Source organism: Aeromonas sp. sif2433 (assembly GCF_019218705.1).
Lineage (GTDB): Bacteria > Pseudomonadota > Gammaproteobacteria > Enterobacterales > Aeromonadaceae > Aeromonas > Aeromonas encheleia.
The window spans coordinates 275,796-298,341 of record NZ_JAHUXD010000001.1 but is presented as its reverse complement, the minus strand read 5'-3'; the positions used below and the strand labels follow the sequence as shown (position 1 = coordinate 298,341).

Annotated in this window: 19 protein-coding genes and 1 pseudogene; 18 read left to right on the top strand and 2 right to left on the bottom strand. The window is 59.2% G+C overall.

Annotated features, from left to right (window positions below; all coding sequences use genetic code 11):
* The first annotated feature begins 1 nt into the window (after window position 1).
* The 17 genes from KW825_RS01255 (at window position 2) to KW825_RS01175 (ending at window position 20,665) form a co-directional block, all read left to right on the top strand.
* Window positions 2–1,429 carry a VasL domain-containing protein gene (locus KW825_RS01255; RefSeq protein ID WP_218327954.1) on the top strand — a complete coding sequence of 476 codons (1,428 nt, stop codon included), beginning with the start codon at window positions 2–4 and terminating at the stop codon, window positions 1,427–1,429.
* 297 nt (window positions 1,430–1,726) lie between these two features.
* On the top strand, window positions 1,727–2,014 hold the full coding sequence (locus tag KW825_RS01250; protein ID WP_218327953.1) for a type VI secretion system PAAR protein: 288 nt from the start codon (window positions 1,727–1,729) through the stop codon (window positions 2,012–2,014).
* A gap of 10 nt (window positions 2,015–2,024) precedes the next feature.
* On the top strand, window positions 2,025–4,070 hold the full coding sequence (gene tssI / locus KW825_RS01245; RefSeq protein WP_218327952.1) for a type VI secretion system tip protein TssI/VgrG: 2,046 nt from the start codon (window positions 2,025–2,027) through the stop codon (window positions 4,068–4,070).
* Between the two features lie 9 nt (window positions 4,071–4,079).
* Window positions 4,080–6,620, top strand: a complete 2,541-nt coding sequence (locus KW825_RS01240; protein ID WP_218327951.1) for a hypothetical protein — start codon at window positions 4,080–4,082, stop codon at window positions 6,618–6,620.
* Window positions 6,617–7,111: a hypothetical protein gene (locus KW825_RS01235; RefSeq protein ID WP_218327950.1), complete on the top strand. Its 495-nt coding sequence runs from the start codon at window positions 6,617–6,619 to the stop codon at window positions 7,109–7,111. The genes KW825_RS01240 and KW825_RS01235 overlap by 4 nt, the downstream gene beginning before the upstream one ends.
* A gap of 297 nt (window positions 7,112–7,408) precedes the next feature.
* On the top strand, window positions 7,409–7,858 hold the full coding sequence (locus tag KW825_RS01230; protein ID WP_218327949.1) for a hypothetical protein: 450 nt from the start codon (window positions 7,409–7,411) through the stop codon (window positions 7,856–7,858).
* A 1,645-nt stretch (window positions 7,859–9,503) separates the two neighbouring features.
* Complete coding sequence (hybO, locus tag KW825_RS01225) at window positions 9,504–10,637, top strand: hydrogenase 2 small subunit (protein WP_218327948.1); 1,134 nt, start codon at window positions 9,504–9,506, stop codon at window positions 10,635–10,637.
* Window positions 10,638–10,639: 2 nt separating this feature from the next.
* Complete coding sequence (gene hybA / locus KW825_RS01220) at window positions 10,640–11,659, top strand: hydrogenase 2 operon protein HybA (protein WP_218327947.1); 1,020 nt, start codon at window positions 10,640–10,642, stop codon at window positions 11,657–11,659.
* Window positions 11,652–12,839, top strand: a complete 1,188-nt coding sequence (gene hybB, locus KW825_RS01215; RefSeq protein ID WP_042653504.1) for a Ni/Fe-hydrogenase cytochrome b subunit — start codon at window positions 11,652–11,654, stop codon at window positions 12,837–12,839. Before hybA ends, hybB begins: the two co-directional genes overlap by 8 nt.
* On the top strand, window positions 12,836–14,539 hold the full coding sequence (hybC, locus tag KW825_RS01210; protein ID WP_218327946.1) for a hydrogenase 2 large subunit: 1,704 nt from the start codon (window positions 12,836–12,838) through the stop codon (window positions 14,537–14,539). The genes hybB and hybC overlap by 4 nt, the downstream gene beginning before the upstream one ends.
* A complete protein-coding gene (locus tag KW825_RS01205) occupies window positions 14,539–15,069 on the top strand; it encodes a HyaD/HybD family hydrogenase maturation endopeptidase (protein WP_218327945.1) in 531 nt (176 codons plus the stop codon). Before hybC ends, KW825_RS01205 begins: the two co-directional genes overlap by 1 nt.
* Window positions 15,051–15,560 (top strand): hydrogenase-2 assembly chaperone, encoded by a 510-nt coding sequence (gene hybE, locus KW825_RS01200; protein WP_218327944.1) that lies wholly within the window; start codon window positions 15,051–15,053, stop codon window positions 15,558–15,560. Before KW825_RS01205 ends, hybE begins: the two co-directional genes overlap by 19 nt.
* Window positions 15,561–15,665: 105 nt before the next feature.
* Complete coding sequence (locus KW825_RS01195) at window positions 15,666–17,246, top strand: ABC transporter substrate-binding protein (protein ID WP_218327943.1); 1,581 nt, start codon at window positions 15,666–15,668, stop codon at window positions 17,244–17,246.
* Entirely contained in the window at window positions 17,231–18,241 is a 1,011-nt protein-coding gene (locus KW825_RS01190; RefSeq protein ID WP_218327942.1) for an ABC transporter permease, read from the top strand. The genes KW825_RS01195 and KW825_RS01190 overlap by 16 nt, the downstream gene beginning before the upstream one ends.
* Window positions 18,231–19,046 (top strand): ABC transporter permease, encoded by an 816-nt coding sequence (locus tag KW825_RS01185; protein WP_218327941.1) that lies wholly within the window; start codon window positions 18,231–18,233, stop codon window positions 19,044–19,046. The genes KW825_RS01190 and KW825_RS01185 overlap by 11 nt, the downstream gene beginning before the upstream one ends.
* Window positions 19,040–19,831: an ATP-binding cassette domain-containing protein gene (locus tag KW825_RS01180; protein WP_139744833.1), complete on the top strand. Its 792-nt coding sequence runs from the start codon at window positions 19,040–19,042 to the stop codon at window positions 19,829–19,831. The genes KW825_RS01185 and KW825_RS01180 overlap by 7 nt, the downstream gene beginning before the upstream one ends.
* A 198-nt stretch (window positions 19,832–20,029) precedes the next feature.
* The gene (locus tag KW825_RS01175) at window positions 20,030–20,665 is read left to right on the top strand and encodes an ATP-binding cassette domain-containing protein (protein WP_218327940.1); all 636 of its coding nucleotides are present in this window, start codon (window positions 20,030–20,032) and stop codon (window positions 20,663–20,665) included.
* 337 nt (window positions 20,666–21,002) lie between these two features.
* On the opposite strand, the pseudogene hypB reads toward KW825_RS01175, so the two are convergent.
* Window positions 21,003–21,770: pseudogene (hypB, locus tag KW825_RS20465) on the bottom strand (hydrogenase nickel incorporation protein HypB); the annotation flags it as partial.
* Between hypB and KW825_RS20460 the strand changes: the two are divergent.
* On the top strand, window positions 21,702–22,208 hold the full coding sequence (locus KW825_RS20460) for a hypothetical protein (RefSeq protein ID WP_371315768.1): 507 nt from the start codon (window positions 21,702–21,704) through the stop codon (window positions 22,206–22,208). The pseudogene hypB and the gene KW825_RS20460 sit on opposite strands and share 69 nt — an antisense overlap.
* On the opposite strand, the gene hypA is transcribed toward KW825_RS20460, so the two are convergent.
* Window positions 22,186–22,527: a hydrogenase maturation nickel metallochaperone HypA gene (gene hypA / locus KW825_RS01165; RefSeq protein WP_033130233.1), complete on the bottom strand. Its 342-nt coding sequence runs from the start codon at window positions 22,525–22,527 to the stop codon at window positions 22,186–22,188. The genes KW825_RS20460 and hypA overlap by 23 nt on opposite strands.
* Between the last annotated feature and the right edge of the window lie 19 nt (window positions 22,528–22,546).

Genomic DNA, 22,546 nt, shown 5'->3' with positions numbered 1-22,546 from the left:
TATGTCAAATAACCAGCAAGGCCAGCAGGCGCTGAAAGTGGGGCGCGACCCCAGGATGTTGCCGGAGTACGAGGCGCTGCGCAGCGAGATCAACAAGCTCAGCCACGCCTCCCGTCCCGAGGTGGACTGGTCCAAGATCCATCAGCTCGCGAGCCTTATCTTCGAGAAACACGGGGTGGATCTGCAGACCGCCATCTACTTCACCCTGGCGCGATCCCGTCTGCAGGGGTTGAGCGGCTTCACCGAAGGCTGCGAGTTTCTGGCCAACCTGATCGTGACCCAGTGGGAGAGCTTCTGGCCGCCGGTGCACCAGGAGCGGGCCCGCATCGAGATGCTGGACTGGTTCATCGCCCGCATCAGCGACGTGATCCGCCAGTACCAGATAAGCCATGAGGACAAGCGCCTGGTCTACCGCTGTGAGCGGGCGCTGCAGCTCATCAGCGAGAAACTGCACAACGCGGGCTTGAGCCGCATCCCCCGGGTCGAGAATCTGGTGCACTTCATCGAGGGTTACACCCACCTGTTCGATGAGGCCGAGATCGTCATCGTCTCCGATGAGCCGGGCCTCAAGGAGGAGCTGCAGATCCCGCCCATGGTGTTCTTCAAGTCCGACATGGATCAGGACGGCGCCACCTCTGCTTCGGCCACGCCGCATCTGCCCCAGGGCAGCATACTGATCGGTCGCGAGAAGGGGCAGGTCAAACCGACGGTGCTCAAGATTGAGCAACACCGTAGGCAGCGTCCCGCCTGGTTCTGGTTTGGCTGCGGCCTGCTCAGCTGCGCCCTGCCGGCGATGGCCTGGCTCGGCTGGCAACATCAGCAGCAGGAGAAAACGGTGGCCGCCCAGCGTCTGCAGCAACCGGCCGCCGAGCTGCCACGGGCGCTCAGCTATGACGATATCCGCCAGGCCCGCATCGTGCTGGGGGAGCAGACCCTGCAGGGGATGGAGAGCGAGCTGGTGGCGCGCTATCAGAGCCAGCTTGCCCGGCTGGAACAGACCTCGCCGCTCTACTGGTATCGCTATGGGGAGGGGTTGCGCAGCTCGCTGCAGATGCTCTATCCCGATTCACTGGCGGTCAAGGCGCTGGACAAGCAGTGGCAGACGGCGTTGGCCAGTCAGCAGGGGGATGCCATCGGCGTGCCGACCTATCTGGATGCCCGCGCCGGGGTGGATGCTCTGCTCGAACAGCTGCTGGAGCTGGAGCGTCAGCGCAAGACGGTCACCATCTCCTACCTGAAATCCCAGCTCTATGAGGTGCAGAAGAACCTGATGCAGGGCATCCCGTTCAGCCTGCGTTTGAGCGAGCTGGAGGCGAGAAAGGCGGCGCAGGAGCCCATCACTGCGGCGGATCTTAAGGGGCTGGAGAGCGATCTGAAGGCGCTCAACATCCGCCTCTACCAGCTGCAGCAAGGCGATGGCGGCAGCTGATCATGCTGTCTTGAGCAATGGGTTGCGCAAGATGTAGCGGGATTGACTATGAGGGCAAGGTTTTGCCACATCCTCGCGTTGTCTCGTGCAACCTGTTGCAGCAGTCTTCGCCGCTGGCATGGTGCCATCTCATAACATACTGATCTAAAACAATATTGCTGGTTAATTTGCATTGGCACAGAGGCTGCTGGGCTGCTACCCCAAAGTGTATTCAGGCCCATGCTCGCGACGGTGAGCGGCAGGCATGGCGGGACTGTCTCTCGAGACGCCGACCCCTTGCCCACACGGAGAATTCAGATGTGTCCCACTATTGCATTGCTCGGTGACATCGGCACCGACCACGAGGGGTTCCACCCCTCTCCGGTGATTGCTGCGAGCCCGAACGTCTTCCTCGACGGCAAGCCGGTGGCCCGTCAGGGCGACCCGCTGGCGCCCCACGACAAACCCAACAATCCTCTCCATCCGCGCAGCATCTCGGGTGGCGTTGGCTCAGTGCTGGTGAACGGCAAGCCCATCGCGGTGACCGGTACAGCCATCGGTTGCGGCGGCGTGGTGATTGGCTCGGGCAGCGGACAGGCAGGATAAGGAACCCTTCATGGCAGACAGCACAGGATTACAATTTACCGTCAAGGTGGGGGCGCTGCCCGAGACCACCTTCGTGGTGGCCGAGTTCATGCTGGAAGAGGCGTTGAACGGTCCCTTCCAGCTGCGACTGGAGCTGGCCAGCCCCCAGCCGGACATCGACTTTGGCGCCGTGCTGGACCAGCCCTGCGAGCTGCTGGTGTGGTACAACGGCGAGCTGCAACGGCGGGTGTGCGGGGTGGTGAGCGACATGGCGCAAGGGGACAGCGGCTTTCGCCGTACCCGCTATCAGCTCATGGTGCAGCCGGCGCTGTGGCGGCTCTCCTTGCGCCAGAACTCCCGCATGTTCCAGGCCCAGAAGCCCGATGAAATCCTCAGCATCTTGCTGCAAGAGCACGGCATCACCGACTACGCCTTCGCGCTGAAAAACGAACACGCCCAGCGGGAGTACTGCGTGCAGTACCGGGAGACCGACCTCGACTTCGTCAATCGCCTCGCCGCCGAAGAGGGACTCTTCTACTTCCACGAGTTCGAGCAGGGCAAGCACCGCATCGTCTTTGCCGATGACTCGGTGGCCCTGACTGCCGGTCCCGAGCTGTTCTTCAACCTCGGCAACCGCTCGCTGGAGCAGGGCCCCTACGTGCGCCAGTTCGACTACCGGGAGGCGGTGCGCCCGAGCGACGTAGAGCTGAAAGACTACAGCTTCAAGACCCCGGCCTATGGCCTGTCCCACAAGAAGCTGGGGGCCGAGCTTGAGCACCAGCGCGATACCTATCAGCACTTCGACTACCCGGGCCGCTACAAGCTGGACCCGAGCGGCAAGGCCTTTGCCCAGCACCGGCTGGATGCGCTGCGCAACGATGCGGTGACCGGCAGCGGCAAGTCCAACTGCGCGGCCCTGCTGCCGGGCCAGACCTTCGCCCTCACCGAGCACCCGAACGGCGGCTTGAACACCGACTGGCAAGTGGTGCGCATCAGCCACACCGGATTACAGCCGCAGGCGCTGGAAGAGGAGGGGGGCAGCGGACCCACCGTCTACCACAACGAATTTGCAGTGGTGAAGGCGAGCACCAGCTGGCGTGCCTGCATCGGCAGTCCACAGGCGCCCCGCAAGCCGATGGTGGACGGCCCGCAAATCGCCACCGTGGTGGGCCCGGAGGGGGAGGAGATTTACTGCGACGAGCATGGCCGGGTGAAGCTGCAATTCCCCTGGGACCGCTACGGAAGCTCCAACGACCAGAGCTCCTGCTGGGTGCGGGTGAGCCAAGGCTGGGCCGGTGGCCAGTACGGCATGCTGGCCATCCCACGCATCGGTCATGAGGTCATAGTGAGCTTTTTGGAAGGGGACCCGGACCAGCCCATAGTCACAGGCCGGACCTTCCACGCCACTAACAGACCCCCCTATGAGCTGCCGGCGCACAAGACCCGCACCGTGCTGCGCACCGAGACCCACCAGGGGGAGGGGTTCAACGAGCTGCGCTTCGAAGACCAGGCGGGACAGGAAGAGATTTACCTTCACGGTCAGAAAGACCTGAACCTGCTCATAGAGAACGATGCGGCCTGGCACATCAAGCACGACCAGCACACCGACATTGACAATGAGCGGGTGACCCGCATCAAGGCCAATGACCATCTCACCGTGAATGGCGAGAAGCGGGACCAGGTCAAGGCCGACTATTCGCTGACCGTGGATGCGTCTATGCATCAGAAGCTGGGGCAATCCCTGCTGGTGGAGGCGGGGCAGGAGGTGCACATCAAGGTGGGTGACAAGCTGGTGCTGGAGGCGGGGGCCGAAATTACCCTCAAGGGTGGCGGCAGCTTCGTCAAGGTCGATCCGAGCGGCATCAAGCTGGTCGGCCCCGCCATCAAGCTCAATGCCGGCGGCAGCGCCGGGTCTGGCTCAGGTTGGGCGGGCAAGGCTCCGATCGTTCCCAAGGCGGTGGAAGTAGTCAAGGCACCCGATGCGGTCGAATTGCTCAATGCCATCCCGACCGAGAAGGCGATGGAGGCGCTGCTCAAGGAGCAGAAGCCCGCGGCCTTCTACCTCTTTTCTGAATAAGGAGAAAGCATGAAGTTTGCATTTCCCATCCTCACGGCCAAAGGGGAAGAGTTCAAGGACGCCAAGGCGCTGACTGCGTTGATCAATGGTGAACAATCCGGTCACTATCTTCTTGGCAACCACAACAAGTGGCATGGCGGTATCCATATCAGCGACAAGAGTGCCCCCTGGTGCAAGGATACATACCCTGTTCGGGCCATCGCCGATGGCAAGGTGGTGGCATTTCGGATGATAGAGGATTATCTGACCTCCGAGTTTCAGGGGGAATCCCTGCGCTATTCCAACTGCTTCTGCCTAGTGCAGCACGAATATTGTGAAATGAATCCAGAGACCAAGGCGAAAAACGAATTCACCTTCTATTCGCTCTATATGCATCTGCTGCCATGGAGCCAATATCAGACCGCCGAGAAGCTGGTGCTGAAGAAGAGCTGGAATGCACGCAATTCGGCTCCCCATGCCAACCCTGATGAGGATCAGAAGCGTGCCGATGCGGCCTTGCCCCGCTTCGCGCTACCCAAGGATACCGAGCTGGAAATAGACAGCGGTACCCCGCCGCAAAAAGGCATGGTAGGCGGCAAGGAGTATGACTTCATCAAGGTGACCATCAAGAGCCCGCTTTCCAGTACCCAAACAACAGAGGGTGAGAAAGCGGGGGTATTGGTCAGCGAAGGGAGTTCGGTCTGGATTGCCAATAGCCCGGATGCGCTGGCATTTATCAAACCCAATCTGCCAAGTTGGCTATTCGATCAGATAGACGCCGAATTGCTGACCAATATGGCGGGTCGGGCAGATCCCACTCCTGATAATGAGACAGGTCGCCTGATGGCCGGCAGTGGCAGCGTCTCCCTGCCAGCGGGCACTAAAGTGCAGTATGATGCGCACCAACTCGAATTTCATTGGGTGGGTGACAAGGCGCGCAAGATGGCCAGATGCAAATATGTGATGCCGAGTGTGGACGGGGTGCCTGGAAGTTGTGGCTTGGCCTGGGTATGCGTGGAAGATGAATATATCAAGGTGAATGCGCGCGCACCGTCTCATCTTGGCGAGTTATATGTATTGTCTTCGCCGGTCGCCATCGCGGCGGGGGAGACCATCGGTTATCTCGGTCTGATGGAAACACCGGGCTCCCTCATCGGAGGCAAGAAGAGCAAGCATCAGGTGCATCTTGAGGTGTTCACCCAGGATCCCAGAATGGACGATGTATTGGCCAACAAGGCGGGTACTAAAGGCGGCGCTACTTATGCCAAGGTGCCGGCGGATCTCGTCTTGCATGAGAAGAAAAAGCAGGACGGTAAAGATCTTTGGGTGGCGACCGATAGCAAGAGTCTGGAAGAACTGGTTGAATCACCCAAGCTGGAGAAAGATGCGGCAAATCAGGAGTGGGTCAGCGTCTCGTCAGGAAAATATGTCGAGAAATCGCAAGTCGAGCTGCTGAGTCAACATGACTGGCTGAAGCTCGGTTTTAAAAAGATCGATGGTTCAGGCTCCGACGGCTATCTGGATCCCGATGTGCCGCCGACATTTTTCACCGAGCTGGTTAACAGTTTCGATATAGACGAAAGCGGCGATCTTAACAGCGAAGAGATCCAGGCAGCTTTACAAAACAGCGGCAACAGAGAGCAGCTAAACAAACTTATCGTCAAGCACCCCAGTGAGTGGTACGAGAAATCTTCCGCCAGCAGCTATCAATGGCTGAATGAACTGATGGCTAAACTGGGCCTACCCGATTTTGACAAACTGGTGGATCACGAAAAACAGCGCATCGATAAGCTGGAGTGGATGCAGAGTGCTACCAAGTTAAGACTTGATAAGGAGGTTTGGCATATTTATCCACTGTCAATATTACAAAGCAATGTTCACTCTTTATCGTTAACTTATGAACAGCTGCATTCTATATTTCCTAGAGCTAGCAAGACGGATTTAGATATTGTTTTGTATGAAGTAAATAGTAACCTAGAACGGTTCAAATTAAATACCAGAACTAGACAACGACATTTCTTTTCTCAGATCAGAGGTGAAGTCGGTGTGACAATGGAAGGGAGAACTGAAAGCTGGGAATACTCTCCTGCCGTTTTGAGGTCATTTAGTAGTTACTATAGATCTAATCCACAAGAGTCAGAAATTGACGGATACAAAAAAGACTCAAAAGGTAATATTATTCGTCGGGCTGACCAGCAGGCCATAGGAAGAAAGCATTTTCAAAAGCTGAATGGGAATCGCTCATCTAATCCAAGTGATGGATTCAATTTTAGAGGCAGAGGGTTAATACAGATTACTGGTTACGAAAAATACAATGGCTTTAAATCTGAGTATTCATCTTATTGGCCAGGAGACGTCCCTGATGCAGTAGAACAGCCTAGTGTTATAAATATGATGCCAACAGCAATTAGAAGTGCGCTGTGGTTTTGGTTTAAATACAAAGTTTATTTATGTGATAAAAACAATGGTTTCAGTGATGTGCCAAGTGTTACAAAAAGGGTAAATGGAGGCAGTGTGGGCCTCGATGAGCGAAAAGAAGCGTATAAAATTATAGAGACTATTTTAAAATGAACTATCTGTCGATATTAATTGTTACAATTGCAGCTCCATATGTCATCAGTGCAAATGGTAGCGAAATTAACTTATGCACTTCTGACGAGATAGAGATTGCTGCATGTCAGATAGATGAACCAAAGCAGAGATTGATCTCATTCTGCTTAGACAAAAAGAAAGATACGATCAATTACCGATTTGGTAAAAAAAATGCTACGGAATTGGCAGTTGAATTAACTAATAAAAATCAACTTCAGAGATGGACTGATGCAGGAACCTATACTGTCTATCTTGGATTTAAACGTGGCGAGTATTCATATTTGTTTGGTATTCCACAAGAAACAATAAATGCTAAAGCATTCTTGTCTGTTAAGCGTAAGGGCGAACGTCTTGGGCATGACAAATTATGCGTAAGTAATTCTTTCGGGGATAAAAATATATCTAGTAATGCTATAGTTGATATTGATGATGAGATCATTAGGGATGGTGGTTTCGATTTCCCTAAGTAAATAAAACTTCCATATGGCTCTAATTTAAATTTGGAGCCATGTGATTAAAGAAAGTTGTTTTTTTATGAAAAGTAGATTTCTTATTAATTAATACACCTCTTTTTATTAAATTTATGGCGTAATCTATTTTATATATTTATCATGGCAAAACAACTTTAAAATTATTTCTCACCATCATGGGAATGGCAAAGGTCTGTTTCACGTAATTTTATTATTACTATTAATTCTAAGGGTGTTTGTACTAGACTCTTAATATTTCTAAACCTAAAGAATGTGGTGATCGAGTGAGGGGTTATAATGCATTCTTATTTTTATATGTTTACATTTTTTTTCTTCATTTTCACTTCATCATATGGAAGCGAAGGAATGTATTTTTCTTGTAAGACTGATAAAGGTGATGTTAAATTATTTATTGATGGGAATAGATTGAGTTATGAATTATTGAAAGGTGATAAAACTGAGCTTTCTTATCACTCATTGGGGAATGGGTTTAATGGGTTTAGTCATAATTATTACTATAGATATCAGACTGAATATGGAAAGGTTTCTTTCAGTAAAGGGAAATACAAGTATTCGATTTTTAGCAACTACGAAGGAAGTGAAGAAAGGTCGGGTGTAATAGTAACTATATCTGGAAAAGAATATAACATCCCTTGCGGAAAAGTAATTACAAACAAACTTGTGGATCTTATCCCCTTGCTACAATGTGATAAAGAAGATGCATTAGGATGTTATCCTAGCCAATAATATATTAAGTCACATATGACTTTAATATATATAGTGTTAACTTATTCTAGTGTCGCTTTATTGAAAAATATAAAATCAATGTGAGCCACACATTATTTTAATGTTGTTTTTGGTGAAAGTTAATGAGTCTTTTTTTAAGAAAATTATGCATCATCTTTATTGCATCATACCTATGTACACATATGCCTATAGCACCTGCTATGATGTGTCTTATTATGTTGCCACTAAGACTTCAGATGATGAGTCAATTAGCACCTTATCGTTCAAATATAACGGAGAGATGCAGGTGTTTACAATACCATTTACAGCAGGAAATAATTCATGTAAATAGTAAATAGTAAATAGTAAATAGTAAATAGTAAATAGTAAATAGTAAATAATGATGGGTTTATAAGGCTAACTGTCCCTGCATTTAGACCAAGACTAAATACTGTATATTATTTTAATATAGGTGACAAACTTTATTATATTGATAATGCGTCTATCACAACAAGTTCTGGTGAGGAGCGAGTAAGTGGTGTTGGAGAAATAAATAAAGGTAATGAAATTGCTACCGTTAATTTTGGCGGGGTAGCAAGTGAAGACGCCGCAATCATAAGCAAAATTATTAATATCCATTATGGTCTTGCGAGTAATAATCAAGTGTCAGATTTATACAGTGATATGCGATACATCGAGATAGATGCATTGTCAGAGAGTACTGGAAAAAAATTGTGACAATGGTGAAAGCGTGTTCTATTACTGCAAGACAAAATCAGGGAAAAATATGAATTTATGTTACTCTCCTTTTTCAGGAGATATACCATATAATTATGGTAAGCAGGGGAAAGAATTATCCCTTAATGACTTTTAATTGATGGGCGAAACATTTATATTCAAGAATAAAAATACGATCTACAATGTGTCACCTGATAAAGGTGAGATATTATTCATTCAGAATGGCAAACAATTACTTGTCATTTCATGCACATGAAGTATGCCTTGTTTGTACAGATTATGTTATCCCCGACACCGGCTTCAAGCTGGTGTTTTTTATGTCGCTTGAGTACATGCCTTCTTCGAGCTCTATATCATATCTGTCTTGAGCAGCTTCCTTCCTTTCTCTTTCCATAGCCCTGTAGGGTCCCCGACTAGTCGCACTCAATTGGGGCTACAATAGGTCATTGTAAAGGTCTGTATGAGGCTCCTTGGCACTCGATATCGGGCCAGAGCGTCTTTCAACCCTCAGCCTCGTTCAGCCAATATCGATTCATGATTAATTAAATTACGGCTTTGTGGCCCCTGGCTGCGATCGTGCTGTGGGCGGTTCTATGGTTGTGGATCGGAAAGAAGCTAATAACAGTTGCGAATGATAAATGCTGTGACAACGCTTTCATTTTGAGCCACTGAATACCGGGAATAGACCGAAGTTTAAATGTGGTTAATTCACGACTATCGAAATCTATCCCCTAATGGGTATTTGTTGCTTGAGAATGATTTTCGATAAGCCTTTGCTACATATGGTTTTTTTATTTTCGTTGATGAGTTTTCTCCACGACTAATGCCCCGCGACTTGATGGAGATCAACATGAGGGCCGGGGGGGAGGCATAGCATTCCCGCAATTAAGCATTTGCCAAACAATGCTCACTGACGGGAATAAGACGAATGGTCGCGGATAATTTTTTATCGGCTCATGGAATTAATCGCCGTGATTTTATGAAATTGTGTGCCGGGATGGCCGCAACCCTGGGATTAAGTAATCAGGCGGTGGCGAAGATGGCCACCGCACTCACCAGCCCCGAGCGGCCTCCGGTGATCTGGATAGGGGCGCAGGAGTGTACCGGTTGTACCGAGTCGCTGCTGCGGGCAACTCACCCCACCATCGAAAACCTGATCCTCAACACCATTTCGCTGGAGTATCACGAGGTACTCTCGGCGGCCTTTGGTCATCAGGCGGAAGAGAACAAGCACAACGCCATCGAACGCTACAAGGGCAAGTATGTGCTGGTGGTGGATGGCTCCATTCCCCTCAAGGATGGTGGCGTCTACTGCATGGTGGCCGGTGAGCCCATCGTCGACCATATTCGGCGCGCCGCCGCCGACGCGGCCGCCGTCATCGCCATCGGCTCCTGCTCCGCCTGGGGCGGGGTGCCCGCCAGCGGCAGCAACCCCACGGGTGCCGTCAGCCTGGAGGAGGCCCTCGGCAACATAAGCGCCCCCATCATCAATATCCCGGGCTGCCCGCCCAACCCCCACAACTTCCTCACCACCGTGGCCTACTACATCACCTACGGCAAGCTGCCGGCGCTCGATGCCAAGAAGCGGCCGCTGTTTGCCTATGAGCGATTGATCCACGAGAACTGCGAGCGTCGCCCGCACTTCGATGCCGGCCGCTTCGCCAAGGAGTTTGGCGACGAGGGCCACCGGCAGGGCTGGTGTCTCTATCATCTGGGCTGCAAGGGGCCGGAAACCTACGGCAACTGCTCGACCCTGGAGTTCTGCGACGTGGGCGGCGGCATCTGGCCGGTGGGCATAGGCCACCCCTGCTATGGCTGCAACGAGCAGGGGGTGGGTTTTAGCAAGGGGATCTTCCAGCTCGCCAAGGTCGAGAATCCGACCCCGCGGGTGGAGAAACCCGACGTGGCCATCCAGGAGGGGGGCTATACCTCACCCACCGCCACCGGCCTCATCGGCGGCGCCCTCGGGGTGCTGGTGGGGGTGAGCCTGATGACGGTGCGTGAACTCGGTCGTCAGCAGAAGCGCCACGAAGCCGGGCAGCACCCATCACGGGAGGAGTGACCGTGAACAGACGCAACTTCCTCAAGTTTGCCTCCGTCGGTGCGCTGGCGGCGGGCACCACGGTGCCGGGTACGGCGCTGGCGGCGGCCAAGAACAAGCCGCCCATTCCCGGGTCGCTCGGCATGCTCTACGACTCCACCCTCTGCGTCGGCTGCCAGGCCTGCGTGGCGGAGTGCCAGCGTCTCAACGGCAACCCGGCCAATCCGGAGGGAGCTCAGACCTGGTCCACCAACGACAAGCTGACGCCCTTCACCAACAACATCATCCAGATCTGGAAGAGCGGCAGCGGCGAGCACAAGGATCGGCTGGTGGATGGCTATGCCTACATCAAGAAGCAGTGCATGCACTGCGTCGATCCCAACTGTGTCTCGGTCTGCCCGGTGCAGGCCCTCAAGAAGGATCCCAAGACCGGCATAGTTCACTACGATCCGAGCGTCTGCACCGGCTGCCGTTACTGCATGGTGGGCTGCCCGTTCGATGTGCCCAAATACGACTACGACAACCCGCTCGGCGCCATTCACAAGTGTGAGCTGTGCAACCAGCAAGGGCTCGAACGCATCGATCAGGGCAAGCTGCCCGGCTGCGTCGAGGTCTGCCCCACCGGCGCCGTCATCTTCGGTACCCGCGAGGATCTGATGGCCGAGGCCAAGCGCCGGCTGCTGGCCACCCCCGGCAGTGAATACGCCTATCCCCGCCAGACCCTGGTGGCCAACGATCCTTATCGGCATGAAGTGCCCAACTACCAGCCTTACGTCTATGGCGAGAAGGAGGGGGGCGGCACCCAGGTGCTGGTGCTGGCCGGGGTGCCTTACACCAAGCTCGACATGCCTGACCTGCCCGAGCTCTCCTCCGGGGCGCGCTCCGAGCATATCCAGCACACCCTCTACAAGGGGATGGTGCTGCCCATGGTGGTGCTGACCGGTCTCTCCGTGTTGATCCGGCGCAATGCCAAGAAGCAGGAAAAGGGCCATGATCCCGAGCCGGGTCAGGGCAAAGAGAAGGGAGGCGACGACCATGAGTGAACATAAAGCGCATCCGCTCGGCGGCAAGCTGGTCAGCTGGCCCGTGCTGGTGCTGGCGCCCTTTGCCGTGCTGTGCGGCATCCTGATCTTGAAGCGCCTCATCTTCGGGTTGGGCTCGGTGACGGATCTGAACGGCGGCTACCCCTGGGGGTTGTGGATCTCGTTCGATCTGCTGATCGGCACCGGCTTTGCCTGCGGTGGCTGGGCCCTGGCCTGGGCCGTCTACGTGTTCAACAAGGGTGAATATCACCCCTTGGTGCGACCGGCGCTCTTGGCCAGCCTGTTTGGCTATTCGCTCGGCGGTCTCTCCATCACCATAGACGTGGGCCGTTACTGGAACCTGCCTTACTTCTACATTCCGGGTTTCTTCAACACCTCCTCGGTGCTGTTCGAGACGGCGGTCTGCATGACCATCTACATCGGGGTCATGGCGCTGGAGTTCGCCCCCGTGCTGCTGGAGAAACTCGGCTGGAAGGCGTCGCTGATCCGGCTCAACAAGATCATGTTCTTCGTACTGGCGCTGGGGGCCCTGCTGCCCACCATGCACCAGTCCTCCATGGGATCCCTGATGATAGTGGCGGGGGAGAAGATCCATCCGCTCTGGCAAAGCTATGAGCTGCTGCCGGTCTTCTCCCTGCTGACCGCCTTCATCATGGGCTTCTCCATAGTGGTGTTCGAGGGCTCCCTGGTGCAGGCGGGCCTGGCGGGACGCGGACCGAACGAGAAGCCGCTGTTCTACAAGCTGACCCAGGTGATCGACATCTTCCTGATCCTGTTTGTGGCGCTGCGCTTCGCCGAGATCGTCATCAACGACAAGTCGGAGTACCTCTCCGAGTTCAACCGCTACGCCATCATGTTCTGGAGCGAGATCGCGCTGATGATCTTCCCGCTGCTGGTGTTCCACTGGGACAAGAGCCGCCGGGACTCCCGCATGTTGTTCCTGGGTGCCCTCAGCATGCTGCTGGGCGCCGCCCTCTGGCGACTGGATTACTCCCTGCTCGCCTTCAATCCAGGCAATGGCTATCACTACTTCCCCAGTGCCGAAGAGGTGCTGATCTCCCTTGGCTTCGTCGCCATCGAGGTCTGTGCCTATCTGCTGCTGATCCGGCTGTTGCCGGTGCTGCCATCGCTGGAACGTGTTCACCAAGATTATCAGGCCCGAGGGAAAGCCAACGTATGAGCCAACGTATCACCATAGACCCCATCACCCGTATCGAGGGTCACCTGCGCATCGACTGCGAGATCGACGGCGGCGTCGTCACCAAGGCCTGGTCATCCGGCACCATGTGGCGCGGCATGGAGGAGATCCTCAAGGGCAACGATCCGCGCGACGCCTGGATGATAGTGCAGCGTATCTGCGGGGTCTGCACCTCGATCCACGCCATCGCCTCGGTGCGGGCGGTGGAGAATGCCATCGGCGCCAAGGTGCCGGTCAACGCGCAATTCATCCGCAACCTCATCATCGCGGCCCACAACATCCACGATCACATAGTCCACTTCTACCAGCTCTCCGCGCTGGACTGGGTGGACATCACGGCAGCGCTGCAGGCCAATCCGCAAAAAGCGGCGGATATCCTCAAGGGGGTCTCTACCTGGTCCCTCAACAGCGCCGAAGAGCTGACCAAGGTGCAGGAGAAGATCCGCGCCCTGGTGGCGAGCGGCCAGCTCGGCATCTTCGCCAACGGCTATTGGGGCCACAAGGCGATGAAGCTGAGCCCTGAGGTGAACCTCATCGCCGTGGCTCACTACCTGCAAGCGCTGGAGTGCCAGCGCGATGCCAACCGCATCGTCGCCATCCTGGGGGGCAAGACCCCCCACATCCAGAACCTGGCGGTGGGCGGGGTGGCCAACCCCATCAACCTGGATGCGCCCAGCGTGCTCAACCTCGAGCGGCTGCTCTATGTGAAAACCTTCATCGATCGGCTCGGCGAGTTCATCGAGCAGGTCTACAAGGTGGATGCCGCCATCATCGCCGCCCACTACCCCGAGTGGCTGGCGCTGGGGCAGGGTGCCAAGCACTATCTGAGCGTGCCCGAGCTCCCCACCGATGCCGACGGCGGCAGCTTCCTGATGCCGGGTGGCTACATCGAGAACGGCGATCTGGCGAATTACCGCCCCATCGAGAGTCACCAGGATGCCTGGCTGATGGAGGGCATCGCCGAGAGCAACAAGCACGCCTGGTACAAGGACGATGCCCCGCTCAAGCCCTGGGAGGGCAAGACGGAGCCGAACTACACCGGCTGGCAGGATGACGGCAAGTACTCCTGGGTCAAATCCCCCACCTTCTACGGCAAGGTGGTCGAAGTGGGCCCGCTCGCCGACTTGCTGGTGAAGCTGGCGGCCAAGCACCCGGGCACTGTGACCCATTTCGATCAGCTCAACGGCATCTACCAGGCGCTGTCCGGCTCGGCCATCAAGCCTGCGCAGCTGCACTCCACCATGGGCCGCATCATAGGCCGGGCGGTGCGTTGCTGCGTGCTGAAAGACACCTTGTCTCACCAGTGGCAGGCGCTCATCGACAACATCGGCAAGGGGGACTTCAGCGCCTACATCAAGGCCGAGATCCCGGCGGACAAGGAGTTTCGCGGGGTGGGCTTCGAGGAGGCGCCGCGCGGCATGCTCTCCCACTGGATCGTCATCAAGGGCGGCAAGATCGAGAATTATCAGGCGGTGGTGCCCTCCACCTGGAACTCGGGCCCGCGCAACTTCAACGACGAGCCCGGCCCCTACGAGCAGGCGCTGGTCGGCACCCCGGTGGCGGATCCCGCCAAGCCGCTCGAGGTGGTGCGCACCATCCACTCGTTCGATCCCTGCATGTCCTGCGCGGTGCACGTGGTGGACACCCAGAACGGGGAAGTGACCCAGGTGAAGGTGCTGTGATGAACACCTTGATCCTGGGGGTCGGCAACCTGCTGCTGAGCGACGAGGCAGTCGGGGTGCGCATCGTCGAGGCGCTGGAGCGCGAATACCGTTTCGCCCCCGGCATCGGCCTGCTCGATGGCGGCACCGCCGGCATGGAGCTGCTCGAGGAGATGGCGAACCGCGACCACCTCATCCTGGTGGACGCGGTGCGCAGCGGCAACCCGCCCGGCACCGTCGTCACCCTGAGTGGCGAGGAGATCCCGACCCTGTTTGGCCGCAAGATCTCCCCCCATCAGCTCGGGCTGGCGGACGTGCTGTCGGCGCTGCACATGACCGGGGAGTCGCCCAGGCGGCTCAGCCTGATCGGGGTCGAGCCCGAATCCCTCGAACCCCGCATCGGCCTCACCTCTGTGGTGGCGGCGTCGATGGGGGAGGCGAGGGCGCGGATCCTGAACCTGCTGGCCGAGGCCGGTTGCCCGGCCATTCCCCTTTCCGAACAGGAAAGGGCCGCACGAGAGCAGGAGGGCGTATGGCGCAATCCCATCTGACCGAGGCAGCGGACGCGGTGGAGGAGCTTGCGGGTTTTGCCGCCGATCCCGCCCCCCTGCTGGTGGCCCAGTACGAGCGCATCGCCCGCGAGCAGATGGCCGATCTGCCCTTCTACCACTCCGCCATGCCCATAGTGGCCGAGTGCGTGTTGTTCGAAGAGCAGTGGCTCGGCTGCGTGCTCACCCCCTGGATGCTGAGCGTGGTGGTGTTGCCCGGACCGGATCAGCGCTGGCCAAGGCGCGGCAGCGGCGAGCGGCTCGCCCTGCAACTGCCCTGTGGTGACATGACCTTCATGGTGGGGGAGCTGCCCGAAATAGGCCAGCTGCTCGCCTGCTCGCTGATGTCGCCGCTCGACCCGCACCTGGAGGCCGAGACGGGCAGGGCGCTGGTGGCCGGCACCCTCAGGATGCTGCACTCCCTGCCGCTGCAACAGGGTACAGGGGCGGTGGATCTGGGGCGCAGGCGGCTGTTTGGCGCGAGAGATCGCTAGTCTGCCAGCACCGGCAAAGATAGACATGGGGCCCATCAGGCCCCTCATTCGCTTTTAGTGGTGGCCACTTTTCTTCCCGGGTGGCAGCAAGAGACGAGAACATTGATGACGATCCGACCCCTTGGCGCCGCCGTGCTGCTGGCCCTCTCGATGGGCGCCGGCGCGCAGAACGCCGCCCCCCAGCCCATGCCCGCCGAGCTCAAGCTCGCCATCGGCAGCGAGCCCACCGAAGGCTTCGATCCGCTGCTCGGCTGGAGCCACGGCAGCTACCTGCTGCTGCACAGCCCACTGCTCAAGCAGGGGGCCGACTTGAGCTGGCAGAACCTGCTGACCGAGTCGGTCAGCCCGAGCGAGGATGGCAAGGGCTGGCTCATCCGCCTCAAGCCCAGCCTTAAGTTCTCCAACGGCGCGCCGCTCGATGCCGAGGATGTGGCCTTCACCTACAACAGCGCCGCCAAGGGCGGTGGCAAGATCGACATGGGCAACTTCGTCGCCGCCCGGGTGGTGTCGCCGCGGGAGGTGGCCATCCGCTTGAGCGCCCCCCAGAGCACCTTCGTCAACGTGCTGGGGTCGCTCGGCATAGTGTCGAAGCGGGATTACGATCCCAAGCGCTACGCCCGCCAGCCGGTCGGTGCCGGCCCCTACCGGCTGCGGAGCTTCCTGCCCGGCCAGCAGCTGGTGGTGGAGGAAAACCCCTATTACGCCGGGGAGCACAACGACTTCAAGCGGCTGGTGTTCGTCTTCATCGACGAGGAGAGCGCCTATGCCGCCGCCCAGAGCGGCCAGCTCGACGTGGTACGCATCGCCCCCTCCCTGGCGCCGACGGTGCCGGCGTCGCTGAGGCTCTGGGTGCGCCCGAGCGTGGAGAACCGCGGCATCGTCTTCCCCATCCCGCCCGCCGGCGGCAAGGATGCCAAGGGCAACCCCGTCGGCAACGACATAACCTCGGACGTGGCGGTGCGCCGCGCCATCAACTACGCCATCGATCGCCAGCTGCTGGCCGATCAGCTGCTGGAGGGGCACGCCATCCCCGCCTACAGCGCGGTGCAGGGGCTGCCCTGGTACAACCCGGCCAGCGCCTTCAAGGACGGGGATGCCGCCCATGCCAACGCCCTGCTCGAGGCCGCGGGCTGGCAGCGGGGCAGTGACGGCATCCGCCACAAGGGCTCCCGGCGCGCCGCCTTCACCCTCTGGTACACCAGCGGCGACAGCACCCGGCGGGATCTGGCCGAGGCGGTGCGCGCCATGCTCAGGCCCATCGGCCTCGATGTAGGACTCAAATCCGGCAGCTGGGAGCAGGTGGAGCGGGAGATGCACGCCAATCCGGTGATGATGGGCTGGGGCAGCCTGGATCCCATGGAGCTCTATCACCACTACCAGAGCGACGCCGGCGGGGTCGAGTTCTACAACCCGGGTTACTACCGCAATGCTGCGGTGGATGGCCATCTCAAGCAGGCGCTGGATGCCTCCGACTGGCGGGCGGCGCTGCCGTTCTGGCAACAGGTGGAGTGGGATGGCAAGACAGGCGCCGGGGTGCAGGGGGACGCGGCCTGGGCCTGGCTGCTTAATGTGCAGCACACCTACCTGACCAACGCCTGCGTCGATCTCGGCAAGGGGGCGCCGGAGATCCACGGCAGCTGGTCCCTGCTGAACAACCTGCAGGATTGGCGGTGGACGTGCCGGTAGCCTCACCCCTGAGCACATCGGGTAAAGCCTTGGGCAAAGCCCTGCTGCGGCTGGCGGGGCTGCTCTGCCTGGTGTCGGCCGCGACCTTCGTGCTGCTCAGCTACTCCCCCATCGATCCTATCAAGGCCTATATCGGCAACGATCTGCTGCACGTGCCCCCTGCGCAGTACGCCAGCATTGCCGCCCGCTGGGGGCTGGATCAGCCGCTGTGGCTACGCTACTGGCACTGGTTCGGCCAGGTGTTGCGGGGGGATCTCGGCTACTCCATGCTCTACAACGCGCCTGTCACCGAGGTGATCGGCAGCCGCTTCGCCGCTTCTTTCGCGCTGCTGGCGGGGGCCTGGCTGCTGTCGGGTGGCGCCGGCATTTTGCTCGGCCTGTGCGCCGGCCGTTATCTCAACCGCTGGCCGGACAGGCTCATCTGCCGCCTCAGTTACCTGCTCGCCTCTCTGCCCACCTTCTGGGTCGGCCTGCTGCTGCTGGCGCTGTTCGCGGTGCACTGGCCGCTGCTGCCGGTCTGCTGCGCCTGGACGCCGGGCCTAGGTGCGGATCAGGTGGACTGGGCCGAGCGGCTGCGCCACCTCATCTTGCCGATCACCACCCTGGCCTTGCTCGGGATGGGCAACATAGCCCTGCACACCCGGGGGCGGGTGGCCGAGGTGCTGGCGAGCGACTTCATCCGCTACGCTCGCGCCCAGGGGGACGGCGGCTGGCCCATGCTGCGCTTTCACGTACTGCGCCACGCCCTGACCCCGGCGCTCTGCCTGCAGTTTGCCTCCTTGGGTGAACTTATCGGCGGCTCGCTGCTGGCGGAGAAGGTGTTCGCCTACCCTGGGCTCGGGCAGGCGACGGTGGACGCCGGGCTGCGAGGGGACATCCCTCTGCTGATGGGCATAGTGTTGTTCTGCACCCTGCTGGTGTTCCTCGGCAACGGTGTCGCCCGCCTGCTGGTGGCCCGCATGAACCGGGGTTGGGAGGGCAGCCATGCTGTTTAATCCGCTGCCCTCCCTGCTGCGCCTCGCGCTGGCCCTGAGCTGCCTGGGGCTGCTGGCATGCTATGGCTGGAGCCTGTCGGTGCAGGACGTGCCCATGGATCTGCTGGCCCGCCAGCAGGCCCCCTCGGCGCTGCACTGGTTCGGCACCGATCAGATGGGACGGGATCTCTGGCAGCGCGCCTTCCTCGGCACCCTCACCAGCCTGGAGCTCGGCGTCAGCACCGCCCTGTGCAGCGGCCTGCTGGCCATGCTGGCGGCCAGCCTCTCGCTGCTGCACCCCAGGTGCGACTATCTGGTGCGGCTGCTCATCGATGCCATGCTGGCGCTGCCCCACATGCTGCTGCTGATCCTCATCTGCTTCACCCTGGGGGGCGGCCTGCACGGGGTGATCCTGGCGGTGGCGCTCACCCACTGGCCCAAGCTCGCGCTGATCCTGCGGGCCGAGGCGAGGCGGATCGCCTGCAGCGACTACGTGGTGCTGGCGCGCTGCCAGGGGATGGGGCCGCTGCGGCGCTGGTGTACTCACCTGCTGCCCGGCCTGCTGCCCCAGTGGTTCATCGGCACCCTGCTGATGTTCCCCCATGCGGTGCTGCACAGCGCCGCCCTGAGTTTTCTCGGGTTTGGGCTGGCGGCCCACGAGGCGTCGCTGGGGCTGCTGCTGGCCGATGCCCTGCGTTATCTGGCGGGGGGTGGCTGGTGGCTGGCGCTCTTCCCCGGCCTGATGCTGTTGCTGCTGGTGCTGCTGTTCGATCAGGCTACCCGCGCCCTGCAGCAGCTCTGGTTTGGGAGCAATGAGCGATGCTGAGCTTCGACAACGTCACCATAGAGGCGGCCCGCTACAACTGGCTGGGGCGCCGCCGCTGGCAGCCCTTGCTCTGCGACATCAACTTGCAACTGGCCCCCGGCGAGATAGTGGCGCTGGTGGGGGGCAGCGGCGAGGGCAAGAGCCTGTTGCTGCAGAGCGCCCTCAGCCTGCTGCCGGACAACCTGCGCATGAGCGGCACCATAGCCCTCGACGGCGCCCCGCTGTGCGACGAGGGGCGGGCCCGCCTGCGCGGCCACACCCTCTGCCATGTGCCGCAGGGGGTGAGTGCCCTCAACCCCCTGCTGACGGTGGAGCGCCAGCTTGGCCGCGCCGCCCGGCTCAGCGGCCAGAGCGGCTCCCACGAGCGGCTCTGCCAGCAGTTGCAGCGCTACCAGCTGCCGCCGGCGACCCTGGTGCATTATCCGCGTCAGCTCTCCGGCGGCATGGCCAAGCGCATCCTGGCCTGCGCTGCGGCGCTCGGCGGGGCGCGCTTCATCCTGGCGGACGAGATCACCGCCTGGCTCGACGAGGGGCTGGCCTGCCTGCTGCTGGGCCAGCTGCGCGAGCTCGCCCGCCAGGGCAGTGGCATCCTCTGGGTCACCCACGATCTGGCGCTGGCGGCCCGCTTCGCGGATCGCATAGTGGCGCTCCATCAGGGGCGGGTGAGCGACAGCCTGAGCAGCCAGCAGCTGCGCCAGGGGCAGGGCAGCCCCATGTTGCGCGCCCACTGGCAGGCGCTGCCGGAGTTCAATTCACTCTTTTGCACGCCGGAGGCTTCCCGATGATGGCGTCGCTGGAACGGATCGCTTGTCAGGCTGCGGGCATTCAGTGGCAGGCCTTGCCGGAGTTCAATTCACTCTTTTGCACGCCGGAGGTTTCTTGATGATTGAGTCGCAATCTTTGGCCTTCTCTCTGGCTGCGGGTGGCCGGTGGCAGTTGCTGCCGGGGTTCCATTCACTCTTATCTGCACCGGAGGTCTGCTGATGTTCGAGGTACGGGATCTCAGCCTCCATCAAGGGGAACGCCCCCTCTGGCAGGGGCTGACGCTGGCGATCAAGGCCGGTGAGCGGCTCGGTCTCGCGGCCCCCAGCGGTCATGGCAAGACCACCCTGGGGCGGGTGCTGGCGGGCTGGCAGCCGGCGGGTGAGGGGGGGCACATCTTGCTGGACGGCAGGCCTCTGCCAGTCAAGGGCTATCACCCGGTGCAGCTGGTGCCCCAGCACCCCGAGCTCTGCTTCAACCCCTATCGCAGCACCGGCCAGGCGTTGTGGGACGTGTGGCGCCCGAATGAGGTCATGCTGGCACGCTTTCTGGTCAAGCCCGAGTGGCTCGGCCGCAAGCCGGGTCAGCTCTCCGGCGGCGAGCTGGCGCGCATCGCGCTGCTGCGGGCGCTCGATCCCCGCACCCGGCTGCTGATCGCCGACGAGGTGACCGCCCAGCTGGATCCGCAGATCCAGCGCCACATCTGGCAGGAGTTGATGAGGGAGTGCGAGAGCCGGGGGCTCGGCATGCTGGTGTTCAGCCACCAGCAGGCGCTGCTGCGCCAGGTGTGCCACCGGCTGATCCGCGTCGGTGAGGGGCCATCCGAGCAGGCGCCCGTCGTAAGCAGCGCGGCCTGAGTGCCGGCGTCCCCCTCATCCCCAACCCTTCTCCCGCGAGGGGAGAAGGGAGTGCAGATGGCGACCTAGGATGATCTCTTCGCTTGAATGAGTTGTGCCAGTCGCGGTGGTGAGAGGTGGTCAGGTATGAGCAAAGATGCAGTCCCCTCTCCCTGGGGAGAGGGCCAGGGTGAGGGGACGACGCACATGAGAAGCGGGCAGTTTGGCGCAGATAGCCATGCAAGGTTCGAACATAACAAGAGAGGGAGGCCTATGCCTCCCTCTCTTGTTATCAACATTCCCGGCACCTTGGTGGCGGTAGGTTCGATTAGCGCAGCGTAATCGGACGCTCGTAACCTCAGGCGCTGGCGAGCCAGTTGAGCCAGGCGTCCATCCCTTCGCCGGTGGTGGCGCTGAGCTGGATCACCTGGATGTAGGGGTTGACCCGCTTGGCGTTCTCGATGCAGCGCGCCACGTCGAAGCTGACATGGGGCAGCAGATCCGTCTTGTTGATGATCATCAGCTGGGCGGCGGCGAACATGTCCGGGTATTTCAGCGGCTTCTCCTCCCCCTCGGTGACCGAGAGGATGGCGACCTTGTACTTCTCGCCGAGATCGAAGCCGGCGGGGCAGACCAGGTTGCCCACGTTTTCGATGAAGAGGATGCCCCCTTCATTGGCGGGCAGCTGGTGGCAGGCGTCGTGCACCATCTTGGCATCCAGGTGGCAACCCTTGCCGGTGTTGATCTGGATGGCGGGCACCCCGGTGGCCCGGATGCGATCCGCATCGGCACTGGTCTGCTGATCCCCCTCGATCACGGCGCAGGAACGCTGGCCCTCCAGTCGGCGCAGGGTCTCGCACAGCAAGGTGGTCTTGCCCGAGCCCGGGCTCGACACCAGGTTCAGCACCAGCTGACCGGCCTGGTCGAAGTGCTCCCGGTTGTGGACCGCCAGCTTGTTGTTCTTGGCCAGCACATCCATCTCGATGGCGATCAGCTGACGTTGGCCCATGCCCGGCACCGACAGTCCCGCCGCGCCCTTGCCATAGTGCAGATCCGCATGCTGATGGGCATGGCCATGCTGGTGAGCCTGTTTATGATGGTGCTCGTGGCCGTGATCATGGGAGTGGGCATGATGGTGCTCATGCTCATGCTCATGCTCATGCTCATGCTCATGCTCATGCTCATGCTCATGCTCATGCTCATGTTCATGATGATGTTCATGGTCGGCGGCGTGATCGTGGGAGTGAGCCTGATGATGCCCATGGTCGTCGGCGTGGTCATGGGGGTGAGCGTGATGATGCCCGTGAGCCTGGGGCTGGCCGGCCTGCACAGTGCCCACCCCGTGGTAGTGGTGATGGACATCCCCCTGATGGTGGTAGTGGTGGTGAATGATCAGGGTGCGCGGCGCTGGCTGCCGATGAGCATGCTCATGGCTGTGCTCGGCATGATGCTGGTGTTCGTGCTGGTGTTCATGTTCATGTTCATGATCCTGATCGTGCCCGGCGATTCGTGCCTGGCCGCATCCGCATACGCTACACATATCAACTTACCTCGATGTCGGTGATGCGCAGGCTATCGCCCTGCGCGACTCGTAATTTGTATCCGCCACACAGGGGGCAGGCCTGGCCGCGCTCGGTGAGGGTCACCGTCTTGCTGCAGTCGTAGCACCAGCCCTCGGCGGCCTGGTGCTGAAAATGCAGGCTGGCGCCCTCGACAGCCGTGCCTTTGGCGGCGGCCTCGAAACAGAAGGCGATGGTATCGGGGTCGACGCAGGAGAAACTGCCGACCTCCAGCCAGAGTGCGGTGACCCTGGTAAAGCCGCGCTGGCTGGCCTGCTCGGCCGCCAGATCGATGGCCGCCATGGCAAGGGACATCTCGTGCATGATCAGGGCTCCTTTGGCC